Raw genomic sequence first — 13,518 nt, 5'->3', positions numbered from 1 at the left:
TGAGTTTGACAATATTTTTCTTTTTTGCATATAATATATGTATCTCCATATGTAAAATAGTAGTAAATATATTTCTATAGTGAAATATGATTAGCAATGATAAATACATATGTTTGTATTAAATCATACAAACTATAATAGAAATGGAGGGCTAAAAATGGGATGGATTATCACATTAATAGTTGGTGCTATTATAGGTGCAATTGCTAGTTCTATAACGGGTAAAAATTTCCCGGGTGGTATGTTCGGAAATATTATCGCAGGTTTATTAGGTGCTTCGTTAGGTGGTAGATTATTTGGATCCTTTGGGCCATCATTTGGTGGGATTCATGTAGTGCCAGCATTATTAGGTGCAATCGTGTTAATTTTTATTGTATCATTTGTAGTGAAAGCTGCAAAGAAATAGATATATAGATTATGATGAAGAGCCCTGAATAAGGGCTTTTCATCATTCGAAGAGGTGGTTTCGTTGGAGAAAATAAATATAAGAAAAAGAGATAAGTTAAGAAAGTTTTTTAGAGAACAAAATTATTTGGCGGTATTACTTGGATTTGCGTTATTGTTCATTAATATTTTATTGCTAACAAAAATATCATTTGTTTTTACACCGTTTATCGTATTTTTAAAAACAATTTTCTTCCCAGTACTATTAGCAGGCGTACTATTTTATATTTTACATCCATTCGTTTCGCTTTTAGAAAAGAAAGGTGTTTCAAGAATCGTATCGATAGCTTCTATATATTTAATCGTACTAGGATTATTTGTATTTTTAGTTGTAACGGTTATCCCTATTATTAAAGATCAAATTGATGCATTAATTGATAACTTACCGTATTTTGGCCATGAGATTGAACAAGCAGCACGTAGATTCGGGGAAAGTAATTTACTCGGTAAAATTCAGGAGAATTTAAATATTAATGTTGCGAATATGGTAAAAGACTATACAGTTGATTTTACAAAGTCATTATCATCAGTAACTGGGAATGTAACTGGATTTTTGAGTACTATTACAGAGGTTGTTTTAACATTTGTAATGGTTCCATTTATATTGTTCTATCTTTTAAAAGATGGCGAACAATTGCCGAATCACTTCTTAAAGTTTATTTCAGAGCAAAGACAACCAGCAGCAATGAGAATACTAGATGATATGCATTATGCGATTAGCTCGTATATTAGAGGTCAAATTATCGTGAGCTTATTTATCGGTATTATGTTATTAATTGGTTACCTTATTATCGGTATTAAATATGCTGTACTGCTTGCTATTTTAGCGATGATTGTAAATATCGTTCCGTACGTAGGACCAATTATCGCCATTACACCAGCGTTAATTATCGCATTTATCGACTCGCCAGCAATGGTGTTAAAAGTAATTATCGTTATGATGGTTGTACAATTAGCAGAAGGTAAATTTATTTCTCCGCAAGTTATGGGTAAAAAGTTAGATATTCATCCGATTACTATCATTTTTATCATTTTAACTGCCGGAAACTTATTCGGGATTATGGGTATTATTTTAGCGATTCCAGGGTATGCGATATTAAAAGTGTTAGTGACGCACGGGTATAGATTTGTTAAGTTGAATACGTGAAAAAAAGCGCTAAAACAGTGGGAACTGTTTTAGCGCTTTTTTATTAACAATTCATTTGCATATTGGCGCGCCCATTGATCCGCTTCCAATATAGCATCTAGTGAAGGATCTTTTACGTTATGATGAGCTTCAACTGTTTTGTAAATTGTTTTTTCAATATCGAAAAAGGCAATTTCATTTTTTAAGAATAGTGCATTCGCAATTTCATTTGCTGCATTTAATACAGCGGGAGTAGTACCACCGATTTTGCCACATTCATATGCGTATTGTAGACAAGGGAACTTCTCTAAATTTGGTTTTTCAAAATGTAAACTACCGATTTCTAATAAATTTAGTTTTTCATAGGAAGAAGGTAGCCGAGTAGGATAGTGAAACGCATATTGAATCGGCATTCTCATATCAGGAGCACCGAGCTGTGCCATAACTGATCCATCAATAAATTCTACTAAAGAATGAATGATACTTTCTTTATGAATCATTACATCAATTTTTTCATATGGAATATCAAATAGCCATCTCGCTTCCATTACTTCGAACCCTTTATTCATTAATGTGGCAGAATCAATCGTTAGTTTTGCGCCCATTAACCAGTTTGGGTGCTTTAAAGCATCTTTTGCTTGTAATGTTTGCATTTCATCACGTGTTTTATCACGGAATGCACCGCCAGAAGCTGTAACGATTAATTTCTCAATTTCTTTATTATTTTCTCCGTTTAAACATTGGAAAATAGCTGAATGTTCGCTATCTACTGGAATTAAGCGACATCCGTTTTGTTTCGCTAGTTCAGTTACGATATGTCCAGCTGCAACTAACGTTTCTTTATTAGCGATGGCAATATCTTTCTTCGCCTTTAATGCTTCAATCGTTGGAAGTAGTCCGGAAACTCCGACAACAGAACTTAATACAAGATTTGAATCAGGGTGAGTAGCTACCGCAATTAAGCCATCAGTTCCGTATGTGATTTTTGTATTCGCTGAAATACGCGTACGAAGCGTGTCTGCTAAGTCTTTTGTTGCAACGCTTACAATACGAGGTTGAAACGTTTTGATTTGTTGCTCAAGAAGATCGATATTATAATTTGCGCTTAAACCGACGATTTTGAAATGTTCAGGATGAGCTGAAACGACATCTAATGCAGATGTGCCGATGGATCCTGTGGAGCCTAAAATGGATATATATTTTACCATGAAAAAACCTCCAAAGTTGTTTCGAATATTTCTGCAAACCTATATAACATTAGACAATTGAAGTGAAAATTCCTGCTATATAAAATAGAAAATTCGGGTTTGTTTGGAAGTGAAATGTGATAAACTGTAAAAAATAACGAAAAAGCAATGAAAGAGAAGAGTACATATTCGAAACTTTTCAGAGAGCTGATATGTGGTGAGAATCAGTAAGGGATGAATATGGAATGGACTCTGGAGCTTCTAACTGAAATGAGTAGGTTAAAGACGGTTACTTCACGTTATTGAAGTATGAAGTGAGCTAATGATAGCTAATTAAGGTGGTACCGCGGGAGTCTCTCGTCCTTTTTTAAGGATGAGGGGCTCTTTTTATTTTGAGAAAGGAGGAGTTAGTGTGAGTGAAAAAATAATGTTAACAGGAATTAAGCCGACAGGTTATCCGCATTTAGGAAATTATATTGGCGCGATTAAACCTGCATTACAAATGTCAAAGAATAATGAAGGAAAAGCATTGTACTTTATAGCTGATTATCATGCATTAAATGCTGTGCATGATTCAGAAAAGTTCAGCAGTTATACGAAAGAGGTAGCAGCTACTTGGTTATCACTTGGACTTGGAGAAGATGTTATTTTTTATCGACAAACAGAAGTGCCGGAGATTCTAGAATTAGCTTGGATTTTAGCTTGCCTAACGCCGAAAGGTCTTATGAACCGTGCTCATGCGTATAAAGCGAAGGTGGAGCAAAATAAAGAAGCAGGGTTAGAGGTCGATGCGGGAGTGAACATGGGGTTATATACGTACCCGATCTTAATGGCAGCTGACATATTATTATTTCAAGCTACCCATGTACCAGTTGGAAAAGACCAAATTCAGCATATTGAAATCGCACGTGATATTGCGACGTATTTTAATCATACATTTGGCACGACATTTACACTTCCGGAGTATGTCATACAAGAAGAAGGAGCTATTTTACCTGGTCTTGATGGAAGGAAAATGAGTAAAAGTTACGGAAATGTAATCCCATTATTTGCAGAGCAAGAAAAACTACGAAAATTAATATTTAAAATCAAAACAGATTCTTCACTTCCAAATGAACCGAAAGAACTAGAAACCTTATTTACAATTTATAAAGAATTTGCGACAGAAGACGAAGTACAGTCATTACGTGAAAAATATGAGACTGGAATCGGATGGGGCGATGTGAAAAAAGAGTTGTTTCGCGTTGTAGATCGTGAGTTAGCTGGACCTCGTGAAAAGTACGCAATGTATATGAATGAGCCGAATTTATTATATGAGGCGTTAGAAAACGGTGCTGAGAAGGCACGCGCTATTGCAAAGGTAAATTTAGCGGAAATTAAAAAACGGATTGGATTTGAGAGGGAACGTTAAGCGTTCCCTTATTTTTTTTGATAATCTGTAATAATCCTCTCAATAACAGAGGGAAGATTATTAGGTAATTCATCAAGTGAAAAGAAGCGTAGTTCTTTTGATTCACTTTGATCGCATACAAGTTCACCATGAAATTCTCGGCAAATATAAACAACGAGTACACCGTGTACTTGATCGCCGTTTGGATAGATTTGAAAGAAATCTGGCCCTGAGTATGTACGGAATAGTTCTGGATTTTTAATAATAAGTCCAGTTTCTTCAAACACTTCTCGTTTTAAAGCATCTTCTAACGTTTCGTTATATTCTAGGGCACCACCAATAATGCTCCAACGGTTAAAATCTGTACGGAGCTGCAGCAATATTTCATCTTTTTCATTTAATATAATGGCGTGTGATCCTATTAGAATAAGTGGATGATTTCCTACTAGATTTCTCATATCTTCAATATAACCCATGTCATTGCTCCTTGTATTTAATAATAGCTAGGAATTTCTTTTAACATTCTTTCTGTTTTACGTGCTGTAAAGGCTAAGTTATGGTCGTCTTTCGTTCTGAAAAATAATGTGCGTAAAAAGGTTTTAATATTGGCACATAAAATACAATACTCATTAAGCGAAAGGCGTTTTCTAATTTGAGGAAGCCTTTTTATTTTTTTATGAATAATAGAAATTAACTCGTTTTGAGGAAAATCATGATACAGCATTGCTAGTAATGGAGTAACAATACGTTCATCTTCGTTATTATGAAAAAGGTCAGATGGAATAAAGATTTTATTTAATAAACAATGAATTAATTCTTCGTACCATTCAAAAGTTGTATACGTATTATGAACAATTTCAGTAAAGGCATCAGATACGTGAGCAAGACAATGAGCCCATCCTTTATTTTCGATATAGCCCCGAAAATCCGTTTCTAAGTTTGTGTATGTAATGAGTTTATTTTTTATTTCTTCGATATCCTCCTCTGTACAAAAGTAGTGCGAATTAGCGAATTGGAGTATTAACGCAATTAACGAAACAGTGTAAGAACGTGTGAAAACCCCATCTGTATGTGGGGAGTAAATGTCACAATATAAATACTCATCACTTAAACAAGTTTGCAGAAGTAATTTCAGCTGATCGTCCATAAGGAATTCATGATGAATGAAATGCGCAAAACATTTATATATAAGTTGGTAACGAACGTAGCTATCAGTCGTTCCGATATACTGAAGCATGTTCAAAGTTAACTCATTTACGTCTATATGCTGTAGTTGCGTATAGTCATTTTGTTGTATAAGCTCTAACTGTTGTTGCAATGCTGTAATATCCACTGGAGAACCTCCTCCGCACTTTAAAGATGCGATCTTTTCTAGTATTCTATATATTCAAGGACAATCCTGCTCATGCAAGGAGAACGATTAGAAATTCGAGTATGATATAGATGAGGGAAGAATATGACGACGATAGAACAGTTAGAAAAACATTTTAAAATAAGAAGAAGTGCTTCTTCTATTATGATAAAAGAAAATAATGCAGAGATTTTTACAGAAGAGCAATTAGAGGAAATGATGCAATATTGCGTTGCTGAAGCTAAAAAAGGTGAATTAGAAAAACTACATTTTGAAATCTCTTCAAAAAGTCCAAATTATGATGTGTATAAAAAATGTTTTGAAACGTATTCATTTGAATATGTTACGGAAAACATGATTGTATTTAAAGATATATATGAAGTAGAAGATGTAGAAAGTGAAATGGATTTTAAGCTTATTGAAGAAGTTGGAGAAGAGGCTTTTTATTCACTGTGGAATGAAGCGACGGGAGAACCAGTCGCTCATGATCAATTTGTGCATATGATGCTACAAGAAATTGGTGAGCAATGGAAAGAACATTGCTTAACAGCGAGTATCGATGAAGAGCTGATAGGAATTGTAATCCCGCATATTGAAAGAGGTACGTTAGAAGAAGGGAAACTTATGTACTTCGCAGTTATTCCAAATATGCGTAATAAGGGATATGAAGCGGCATTATTTGCAGGTGCGATGTTTGTCTTAAAGGAAATAGGTGCATCTTATTATATTGGTGAGACAAATATACAAAATGAATGGATGAAGGATGTTTTTGAAAAGAATGGATGTCAGCTGCTTAGTTCAACTGAGAGATATGTGAGAAAGTTTTAGGAGGATGAATGATGTATACTCTCGAACTCGTATAGCGGGAGGGGACTATATATGTTAAAGCAATCCATGCATTCATTCGTGTTATTGTATCCAAATGTATTGTTAGAAGGCTGGAATGTTGAAAAAGTTTCAGAACGTTATGAAGGTGAAAAGTGGGGAACTTTTTGGTTTCAGGTTGTTACTCCAACTGGGATGTTTCGAGTAAAGGAATTTTTTCTCGATATAATGGAACCAGTATTTCCGGATAGCTGTATTTCTCAAGCAAAAGGAGATTCTTTTCAATATAAAGGGCTTGTGTATTGGAAAGGTATAAATTATAAAGGAAAAGAAAGTTACGTTACATCTATATGGAAAACACAAGTTGAAATTTCTGTTGATCATGGATATGTAAACCAAGACGAAATGGAACGATTTCTATTTGAATTACAACCAGTAAATATGGAGCTTGGGAAAACGATATTACATACATCATTTCACTTATTAAGCTTTCAAGCGAAGAGAAGTGAAATGGGTGAGATAGGAAGATGTAGAGAGTGGAATGCTCCAGATGACGTATCCTATGTAAATTTGTTAATTCATGAAAAACTAAATTGGAAACTTGAATCGGTCGGTTTTGGAAATGACGAAACGCAGTATGTATACTGGGACGAAGTTAATAAACTATATGCACTTTGGGTTTGTAGACATAAAAACAAAGCGTATTATCCTATTTCTTCATGGACAATGAACTATGGCCCAAAACAAATTATAAACGGGTTAGAGTTTTATCCGCACCCTAATCGCGGAACAGTTGTATACGAAGATTTAGGTAATGAACAAATCGCATACGTATTTCGCGGTAATCCATGTACAAATTTTGAACAAGTAAAAGAACTTTTCGCCTGTTTGTAAGATAAAAAGAAAAATGAGAACGACAAAGTAGATATTTGTATAATACAATAGAGTGAGATTCGATTATATGAGAAAGCGTTGGTGAAAGAATGGGACAGCAAAGAAATTGGTTACAAGCAACTGTAGAAAGAAATAAAGATAATACGTTACAAATAAAGTGGGAAAATAATATAGAAGAAGTTCGTATTTATTGGAGTACTTCACCAGATCATATTGAAGAAAATGGAGAATTACTTGCAACAGTAAATGGGGAATTATCATATACAATTGAAAACCCCAGTGAAAATGAACGTCCATATTTTAGATTAGTAGGAAGTAATGGACAAGCAGTAACAGTAGCCGAGCGTAGATTGCCATTACAAGGTGCGTTTAACTTCCGTGATATGGGAGGATATGAAACGACTGAAGGCTGTAAAGTAAAATGGGGCAAATTATACCGCTCTGAAGAATTAGCAGGGCTAACTGAATGGGATATTGCCTATTTACAAAAGTCTGGTTTAAAGTTAATTTGCGATTACCGTACAGACTTTGAAGTGAAGCATAAGCCGAATCCAGAAATTACGGGTGCTCGTCAAGTGTGCTTACCAGTTATGCAAGACTTAGCGAAAGACTTAAATATAAATGAGTTTTTCCAAGTTGGTGACCTTTCTATGTTAGGAAAACCAGGTGAGTATCTTGTGAAAATGAATCAAGATTTCGTAAGTGGTAACGAGGCATTCGTGAGCTTCTTAAACTTAGCGCAAAACCCGGAAAACTTACCGTTAGTAAACCACTGTACAGCTGGAAAAGATCGTACTGGATTTGGTTCAGCATTATTACTACTTTTACTAGGTGTACCAGAAAAAACAGTAATGGAAGACTACTTACTAAGTAACGGATTCCGTGAAAAGCTAAATGAAAAAATGATGGCCTTTTTAGGTGCGAAATTACAAAACGATGAGAGCAGAGCGATATTAGGTGCAATGTTTGAAGCACGTGCTGAATACTTGCAAGCTGCGATTGGTGAAATTCAAAAGCAATACGGATCAGTTGAAGCATACGCTGAAAAAGCTCTTGGCTTTACGAAAGAGTCGTTAGAGGAAATGAAAGAGTTATTGCTAGAAGATTAATAATGAGAAGGAGGCTGAGCGGATTAGCCTCCTTTTACTATTGTTGCTATAATTTTGTTAATGAGGATGTTGTGCACAGAGGAGAAAATGGATGAAAAGAACTTAAGAATCGGGGGATAAAATGATTCATACACGTGTAAAAGCAGAGGGGTTAAGAGAGAAGCTGGCAACAATACTAAGTCAAGAGTATAAGGAACTAGCTATTCAAGATTTAAAGGTGATTGGAACGGGAGTGCAAAATATTGTTTTTCAAGGAGATTCAGAAAAGGGGTCTTTGGCATTTCGAGTACCGTGGGAAAGAGAAGTGGAAAATATAAATGAAGACTTATTTAACAGTCGGATTTCGTTGCAAAAGGAAGCGGAGCTGTCTAAGTATTGTCATTCAAAAGGTATTCCAGTACCAAGGATACACGGATTGCATCTTTCAACCGAACTTGATTTTTTAATTTCGGATTGTGTGTATGCTGATCATATGCCAATTTCCGCATGCAAAATAGGGGAGTTAGTGAGCAATCTTCATAGTATGCCAATTGATGGTTTGTATTACAAACAAAATATTAGAGAGCCTATTAGTAAGTATATAGCAGAACGAATTGTGAAACGGATAGAAGGGTTTAATACAATCACGAACTGCAAAATTAATCTTCCGGATACAAAAACAATTGAATATATTCTTAGTACAGCAGATCATGTAAAATGTTTATTACATATGGACATTCGACCAGCCAATTTAATCGGGTATAATGGAGAAGTTAAAGCAATAGTTGATTGGGATAATGCTTTAATTGGTCATCCATTGCTGGAGCTTATGAGAATAGCTGAAACAAATGAGGTTAGTTGGGATGAATTTAAAGATGGATATAAGAATGATAGTATCTTTAATGTTACTCCTCATATTGTTAGTTTATTTTATAGACTAGATACAGCAGTCATGCTAGCAAATTTATTTATAGCACATTTGAAAATAAAAGATAAAGGTGTATTCTATAAAGAGCGGGTTAAAGCGCTTCATCACGACATATATAAAAACTTATAAGCAATGAGAACGAAGCTTTTAAAATAGGAATTGAGGAGAACATCATGAAATACAAATTTATATTATTCGACGTAGACGATACATTATTAGATTTCCCTGAAACGGAAAGACACGCATTACATAATGCGTTTGTACAGTTTGGCATGCCTACAGGGTATAATGATCATCTTGCAAGTTATAAAGAGATTAGTAATGGATTATGGAGAGATTTAGAAAATAAAATGATTACGCTAAGTGAATTAGCCGTAGAGCGATTTAGACAATTATTTGCACTTCATAATATAGCCGTAGATGCGCAGCAATTTAGTGATGTATACCTTGAAAATTTAGGGAAGGAAGTACATCTTATAGAAGGCGCAGTGCAATTATGTGAAAATCTTCAAGATTGCAAGTTAGGTATTATTACGAATGGATATACGAAGGTGCAACAATCAAGAATCGGAAATTCGCCTTTATGTAATTTCTTTGATCACATTATTATTTCTGAAGAAGTTGGTCATCAAAAACCAGCGCGTGAGATTTTTGATTATGCATTTGAGAAATTTGGAATTACGGATAAATCAAGTGTACTAATGGTCGGAGATTCGCTAACTTCTGATATGAAAGGCGGAGAAGACTTCGGCATTGATACGTGTTGGTATAATCCGAGTTTGAAAGAGAATAAGACGAGTGTTAATCCGACTTATGAAGTGGAGAGTCTGCTACAAATTTTAGAAATTGTAGAAGTGGCTGAAGAAAAGGTAGCTTCATTTTAATTGTGCTGATATTTGTCGAAAAATCGATATATTTGAAAAATCGTTGATATATTGTAAGTTGTGATAGATATATTTGAAAAATCGCTCATATAAATTCATATACTAAGATATAGAACAAAAAATAGCGCTACTATACAAGATCATTCACGTGTTATAATGCGTGAATTAAATATGCGTATATAAATAGTCTCTCAGAGTGATGCGATGTCATGTATGATTAGTGTAACAACTAGAGGTGAATAAAGGATGTTAACGTTTTTATTTGAGTTAGATAAGAGTATCCCGCAGAAGGATGAGCCACGGTATGATGCTTATTCAAAGGGCTTTATCGAAGGAGATGTAACGATTTGCGCGAGTGACAGCGTATTTTTTCAAAAATCATGTATGAAGGTTGCAGAGCTGGGCATTTATTTAGGTCAGTGGATGGAACAAGTTCAACATGGGCAGAACGTGCCTATGAAATATGAAACGGCTGACCGTGAAGAGGTAATTCTTGGTTTCTTCTATGAAGAGGATCATAATCAATGGAATGTTTTTTCCAGCTGGCAAGAATTTGAACTTCAAGAGCGTATAGCTACTACAACATTAATAGAGAGTGTTCAACGCTATTTGTATGAGCTAAATAAAGAACTGCGCATGATAGAATATCCTGTGACGTTTGATCAGTACTTAAGAGGAGAGCGAATGATGCAGCTCTCTTACAAACGACCGTGTGATAGCAAAGCAGATACGACACCGATAGAGGTTTATAATGGAAGTGAGCAAGTAGGCGTAGTAATGGGCTATTATAAAAATACGCTGATGAGAGTGCTGGATTTAATTCCAAAAATTGGTAGTAATATTATTTATGAAATAAAGGATAGTAAGGACAATATTCGCGTCATTGCAAAGGATGTAAGTAGGCAGCGCCAAAGAAGGATTTTAGTAACGTACAAAGATAATCATGATGCAGAGCATGAAATACTTGTATGTGACGGAAAGTTATTGGATGCAAATTTCTTATTTACCTTTACATATAAGGCAGAAGAATATGTTGTTCATAAAACTTCATTTGGAATGGGAAAGTTATTACGAAAGGGCTATGTAATTGCAGATTGGAATATTCGTCTTGAGGAAGATATGTATTACATTGAGATGAATGTATATGATGAAGATTACATGCAGGATCAATACTTGCTATTAGGCGTATTTCATGCGGTTTTATATGGATAATCAATGAGAAATACCGTCATTCTTCTTGGAAAGAATGACGGTATTTTTTTATGTGATTCTTGTGACTGGATGCCTTTAATCAATCCTCAAAAATAAAAATCTCATCAATCGTACTATGTAATGCCTTCGCTATATCGTGAGCAAGTTGTAAGGAAGGATTGTATTTACCTTTTTCGAGATGACTAATTGTTTCACGTCGCACACCAACGCTCTTCGCTAAATCTTCTTGTGTCATGTTCAATTTGGCACGGTATTCTTTTATTCTCGTTACGAACGCCATGGTGCATCTTCCATTTCATCAATTGGTTTATCGAAAAAGAACATAGAAAAGCCGAATGTAAGAATGAGTGTGCCGAAAATAAGAGCGATATCAATCTCTTGTAGCGTAGGGTTTGGAAATAACATTTCAATAAACATAATGATTGTGGTAGTTAGTAACGTAACGATAAATGCATTGCTACACGATTTATTGACAATTTGTTCAAACAGTTCATCGTGTTGAACTGTTCTATACGATGTGAAAAAGGAGAAGAAACAGAACATAGTAAACAATCCTTTTTCATAAAAAAATCCGAGGAAACCGAAGAAACCGAGAAATCCTAAATATTTTATCCAAGTTGTTTTCATGATAGGTCCTCCTTATGTTGTTAGAAATAAGTCACGTTATGTTATAAATATATCGCAATTGGATAGGAATGGTAATAATAGTTTTCCAGTTTGCTTCATAATAATAGTAAAAAGAGGAAATATGCTGCGAAATAAAGAGGATAATATTGTAAAATGGTTGTAAGGAGGGGGAGGAAGAAATGCTAACTTGGATCATGATCGTTGTATTACTTGTAGTGATTACTGTCATTGCGACGGTGTTAATTGGGCGGAATGGTGATGCAAATTATAGCAAAGCGACAAAGGGGAATATTAAACGCTTAACAATGATTTATATTATACTAGCTGTCGTTTTAGTTGTTGGATTAGGGGTGTATATTTATTTTAAAGGTTAAATAAACTGAAAAATGTAAAAATCTTAAAATAGAACTATGCTATAATATCAATATAGTTATTTGGTAATTAAGGAAAGGATTGGATGGAATGATTGAAATTACGAATGTGTCAAAAAGTTATAATGGGTCTACCTATGCAGTAAAAGACTTAAGTTTATCTGTACCTAGCGGCGAAATCTTTGGATTTTTAGGACCGAATGGTGCGGGTAAATCAACGACAATTAAGATGATTACTGGTATTCACGGGGTAGACAAAGGGACTATTACGATTAACGGAAAAAATATTATGGAAGAGCCGATGGAAGCGAAGAAGACGTTTGGTTATGTACCAGATAGTCCAGATATGTTTTTACGATTAAAAGGAATTGAATATTTAAACTTTATGGCTGATATGTATGAAGTGCCAAAAGAAGTACGACAAGAACGAATAGAGTCTTTAGCGAAGAAGTTTGATCTTTATAATGCATTATCTGATCAAATTCAAAGTTATTCGCACGGTATGAGACAAAAAATCGTTATTATTGGTGTGCTCGTACATGAGCCAGATGTATGGATTTTAGATGAGCCATTAACTGGGCTTGATCCGAAATCTGCATATATTTTAAAAGAAATGATGAGAGAGCATGCGGATAAAGGAAAGATTGTATTTTTCTCTACACACGTATTAGAAGTAGCGGAAAAAATATGTGACCGGGTTGCTATTATTAATAAGGGGAATTTACAGTTTAAAGGAAATTTAGATGAAATGAGAGATCATTTTAAATCCAATGAATCACTTGAAAAAATGTTCTTGGAGATGACGGGCAATGAGTAAAATTGGGACGTTAACGAAAGTATTATTGAAATTAAATTATGCAGATTTTATAACAGATAAGAAGAAGCGATGGGCGTATGTATTTTCATTTGCAGCTATTTTATTTGTCGGCTTTTTACTGTTTGGTTCTATCACGCATGCAATGTATGAGGGAATGATACATTTAGGGCAAGATCCAGGAATGATTATCGCAATGGGACTTGCGATTGCGAGTATATGGGTATTTTTAATGAGTATTACGAACATTTTAACTGTATTTTACTACAGCAATGACATTGAAATGTTATTACCATTACCATTAAAACCAGCGCAAATTATTTCAGCCAAATTTTTAACAGTATTAATTACACAATACGTAATGAGTTCATTTATTT

The 13,518-nt window shown here is 34.6% G+C and carries 16 protein-coding genes, 1 pseudogene and 1 other annotated feature; of the genes and pseudogenes, 12 read left to right on the top strand and 5 right to left on the bottom strand.

Annotation, left to right across the window (positions count from 1 at the left end; genetic code table 11):
• The first annotated feature begins 157 nt into the window (after window positions 1-157).
• Together ACQGSG_RS08220 and ACQGSG_RS08215 are read left to right on the top strand one after the other, a co-directional pair.
• Complete coding sequence (locus ACQGSG_RS08220) at window positions 158-406, top strand: GlsB/YeaQ/YmgE family stress response membrane protein (protein WP_000539730.1); 249 nt, start codon at window positions 158-160, stop codon at window positions 404-406.
• Window positions 407-469: 63 nt separating this feature from the next.
• The gene (locus ACQGSG_RS08215; RefSeq protein ID WP_000411480.1) at window positions 470-1,591 is read left to right on the top strand and encodes an AI-2E family transporter; all 1,122 of its coding nucleotides are present in this window, start codon (window positions 470-472) and stop codon (window positions 1,589-1,591) included.
• 29 nt (window positions 1,592-1,620) lie between these two features.
• Here ACQGSG_RS08215 and ACQGSG_RS08210 read toward each other — a convergent pair whose 3' ends face one another.
• Complete coding sequence (locus ACQGSG_RS08210; protein WP_000241774.1) at window positions 1,621-2,778, bottom strand: 1-deoxy-D-xylulose-5-phosphate reductoisomerase; 1,158 nt, start codon at window positions 2,776-2,778, stop codon at window positions 1,621-1,623.
• Window positions 2,779-2,916: 138 nt separating this feature from the next.
• Window positions 2,917-3,125 (top strand) — a binding site (T-box leader).
• Window positions 3,126-3,169: 44 nt separating this feature from the next.
• On the opposite strand from ACQGSG_RS08210, the gene ACQGSG_RS08205 reads away from it, so the two are divergent.
• Window positions 3,170-4,168 (top strand): tryptophan--tRNA ligase, encoded by a 999-nt coding sequence (locus ACQGSG_RS08205; RefSeq protein WP_001290889.1) that lies wholly within the window; start codon window positions 3,170-3,172, stop codon window positions 4,166-4,168.
• A gap of 8 nt (window positions 4,169-4,176) precedes the next feature.
• Here the strand turns inward: ACQGSG_RS08205 and ACQGSG_RS08200 are convergent, their stop codons facing one another.
• Together ACQGSG_RS08200 and ACQGSG_RS08195 are read right to left on the bottom strand one after the other, a co-directional pair.
• Complete coding sequence (locus tag ACQGSG_RS08200) at window positions 4,177-4,623, bottom strand: NUDIX hydrolase (RefSeq protein WP_000540453.1); 447 nt, start codon at window positions 4,621-4,623, stop codon at window positions 4,177-4,179.
• 17 nt (window positions 4,624-4,640) lie between these two features.
• On the bottom strand, window positions 4,641-5,480 hold the full coding sequence (locus tag ACQGSG_RS08195; protein ID WP_000355453.1) for a DUF2785 domain-containing protein: 840 nt from the start codon (window positions 5,478-5,480) through the stop codon (window positions 4,641-4,643).
• Window positions 5,481-5,603: 123 nt separating this feature from the next.
• On the opposite strand from ACQGSG_RS08195, the gene ACQGSG_RS08190 reads away from it, so the two are divergent.
• From ACQGSG_RS08190 to ACQGSG_RS08165, 6 genes are all read left to right on the top strand, one after another.
• A complete protein-coding gene (locus ACQGSG_RS08190; protein WP_097999248.1) occupies window positions 5,604-6,326 on the top strand; it encodes a GNAT family N-acetyltransferase in 723 nt (240 codons plus the stop codon).
• Window positions 6,327-6,377: 51 nt separating this feature from the next.
• A complete protein-coding gene (locus ACQGSG_RS08185) occupies window positions 6,378-7,217 on the top strand; it encodes a hypothetical protein (protein WP_002103392.1) in 840 nt (279 codons plus the stop codon).
• A gap of 89 nt (window positions 7,218-7,306) precedes the next feature.
• Window positions 7,307-8,326 carry a tyrosine-protein phosphatase gene (locus tag ACQGSG_RS08180; protein WP_000531494.1) on the top strand — a complete coding sequence of 340 codons (1,020 nt, stop codon included), beginning with the start codon at window positions 7,307-7,309 and terminating at the stop codon, window positions 8,324-8,326.
• 121 nt (window positions 8,327-8,447) lie between these two features.
• Entirely contained in the window at window positions 8,448-9,362 is a 915-nt protein-coding gene (locus ACQGSG_RS08175; protein WP_000582026.1) for a phosphotransferase family protein, read from the top strand.
• 44 nt (window positions 9,363-9,406) lie between these two features.
• Window positions 9,407-10,117, top strand: coding sequence for a YjjG family noncanonical pyrimidine nucleotidase (locus ACQGSG_RS08170; protein ID WP_000875414.1), 711 nt, complete (start codon window positions 9,407-9,409; stop codon window positions 10,115-10,117).
• A 246-nt stretch (window positions 10,118-10,363) separates the two neighbouring features.
• Window positions 10,364-11,329: a tubby C-terminal domain-like protein gene (locus ACQGSG_RS08165; protein ID WP_087948630.1), complete on the top strand. Its 966-nt coding sequence runs from the start codon at window positions 10,364-10,366 to the stop codon at window positions 11,327-11,329.
• 79 nt (window positions 11,330-11,408) lie between these two features.
• Here ACQGSG_RS08165 and ACQGSG_RS08160 read toward each other — a convergent pair whose 3' ends face one another.
• Window positions 11,409-11,609 (bottom strand): helix-turn-helix transcriptional regulator, encoded by a 201-nt coding sequence (locus tag ACQGSG_RS08160; protein WP_000896323.1) that lies wholly within the window; start codon window positions 11,607-11,609, stop codon window positions 11,409-11,411.
• Window positions 11,597-11,956 (bottom strand): DUF3796 domain-containing protein, encoded by a 360-nt coding sequence (locus ACQGSG_RS08155; protein WP_325842297.1) that lies wholly within the window; start codon window positions 11,954-11,956, stop codon window positions 11,597-11,599. The genes ACQGSG_RS08160 and ACQGSG_RS08155 overlap by 13 nt, the downstream gene beginning before the upstream one ends.
• Before the next feature lie 179 nt (window positions 11,957-12,135).
• On the opposite strand from ACQGSG_RS08155, the gene ACQGSG_RS08150 reads away from it, so the two are divergent.
• The 3 genes and pseudogenes from ACQGSG_RS08150 to ACQGSG_RS08140 all read left to right on the top strand — a co-directional run.
• Complete coding sequence (locus ACQGSG_RS08150) at window positions 12,136-12,330, top strand: hypothetical protein (protein WP_000958863.1); 195 nt, start codon at window positions 12,136-12,138, stop codon at window positions 12,328-12,330.
• Between the two features lie 88 nt (window positions 12,331-12,418).
• On the top strand, window positions 12,419-13,144 hold the full coding sequence (locus ACQGSG_RS08145; RefSeq protein WP_000570204.1) for an ABC transporter ATP-binding protein: 726 nt from the start codon (window positions 12,419-12,421) through the stop codon (window positions 13,142-13,144).
• A pseudogene (locus ACQGSG_RS08140) lies at window positions 13,137-13,518 on the top strand (putative ABC transporter permease subunit); the annotation flags it as partial. The gene ACQGSG_RS08145 and the pseudogene ACQGSG_RS08140, both read left to right, overlap by 8 nt.

The organism is Bacillus sp. GMa5/1, assembly GCF_050172015.1.
Classification (GTDB): Bacteria; Bacillota; Bacilli; order Bacillales; family Bacillaceae_G; genus Bacillus_A; species Bacillus_A cereus.
The sequence above is the reverse complement of the archived record's forward strand: the minus strand, read 5'-3'. Positions and strand labels throughout refer to the sequence as shown.

Excerpts from the sequence above, each read along its gene's own strand:
- ACQGSG_RS08160 (WP_000896323.1), bottom strand. The coding sequence starts at position 11,609 with ATGGCGTTCGTAACGAGAATAAAAGAATACCGTGCCAAATTGAACATG.
- ACQGSG_RS08175 (WP_000582026.1), top strand. The coding sequence starts at position 8,448 with ATGATTCATACACGTGTAAAAGCAGAGGGGTTAAGAGAGAAGCTGGCA.
- ACQGSG_RS08190 (WP_097999248.1), top strand. The coding sequence starts at position 5,604 with ATGACGACGATAGAACAGTTAGAAAAACATTTTAAAATAAGAAGAAGT.
- ACQGSG_RS08145 (WP_000570204.1), top strand. The coding sequence starts at position 12,419 with ATGATTGAAATTACGAATGTGTCAAAAAGTTATAATGGGTCTACCTAT.
- ACQGSG_RS08210 (WP_000241774.1), bottom strand. The coding sequence starts at position 2,778 with ATGGTAAAATATATATCCATTTTAGGCTCCACAGGATCCATCGGCACA.
- ACQGSG_RS08165 (WP_087948630.1), top strand. The coding sequence starts at position 10,364 with ATGTTAACGTTTTTATTTGAGTTAGATAAGAGTATCCCGCAGAAGGAT.
- ACQGSG_RS08150 (WP_000958863.1), top strand. The coding sequence starts at position 12,136 with ATGCTAACTTGGATCATGATCGTTGTATTACTTGTAGTGATTACTGTC.
- ACQGSG_RS08170 (WP_000875414.1), top strand. The coding sequence starts at position 9,407 with ATGAAATACAAATTTATATTATTCGACGTAGACGATACATTATTAGAT.
- ACQGSG_RS08155 (WP_325842297.1), bottom strand. The coding sequence starts at position 11,956 with ATGAAAACAACTTGGATAAAATATTTAGGATTTCTCGGTTTCTTCGGT.
- ACQGSG_RS08200 (WP_000540453.1), bottom strand. The coding sequence starts at position 4,623 with ATGGGTTATATTGAAGATATGAGAAATCTAGTAGGAAATCATCCACTT.
- ACQGSG_RS08185 (WP_002103392.1), top strand. The coding sequence starts at position 6,378 with ATGTTAAAGCAATCCATGCATTCATTCGTGTTATTGTATCCAAATGTA.
- ACQGSG_RS08220 (WP_000539730.1), top strand. The coding sequence starts at position 158 with ATGGGATGGATTATCACATTAATAGTTGGTGCTATTATAGGTGCAATT.
- ACQGSG_RS08180 (WP_000531494.1), top strand. The coding sequence starts at position 7,307 with ATGGGACAGCAAAGAAATTGGTTACAAGCAACTGTAGAAAGAAATAAA.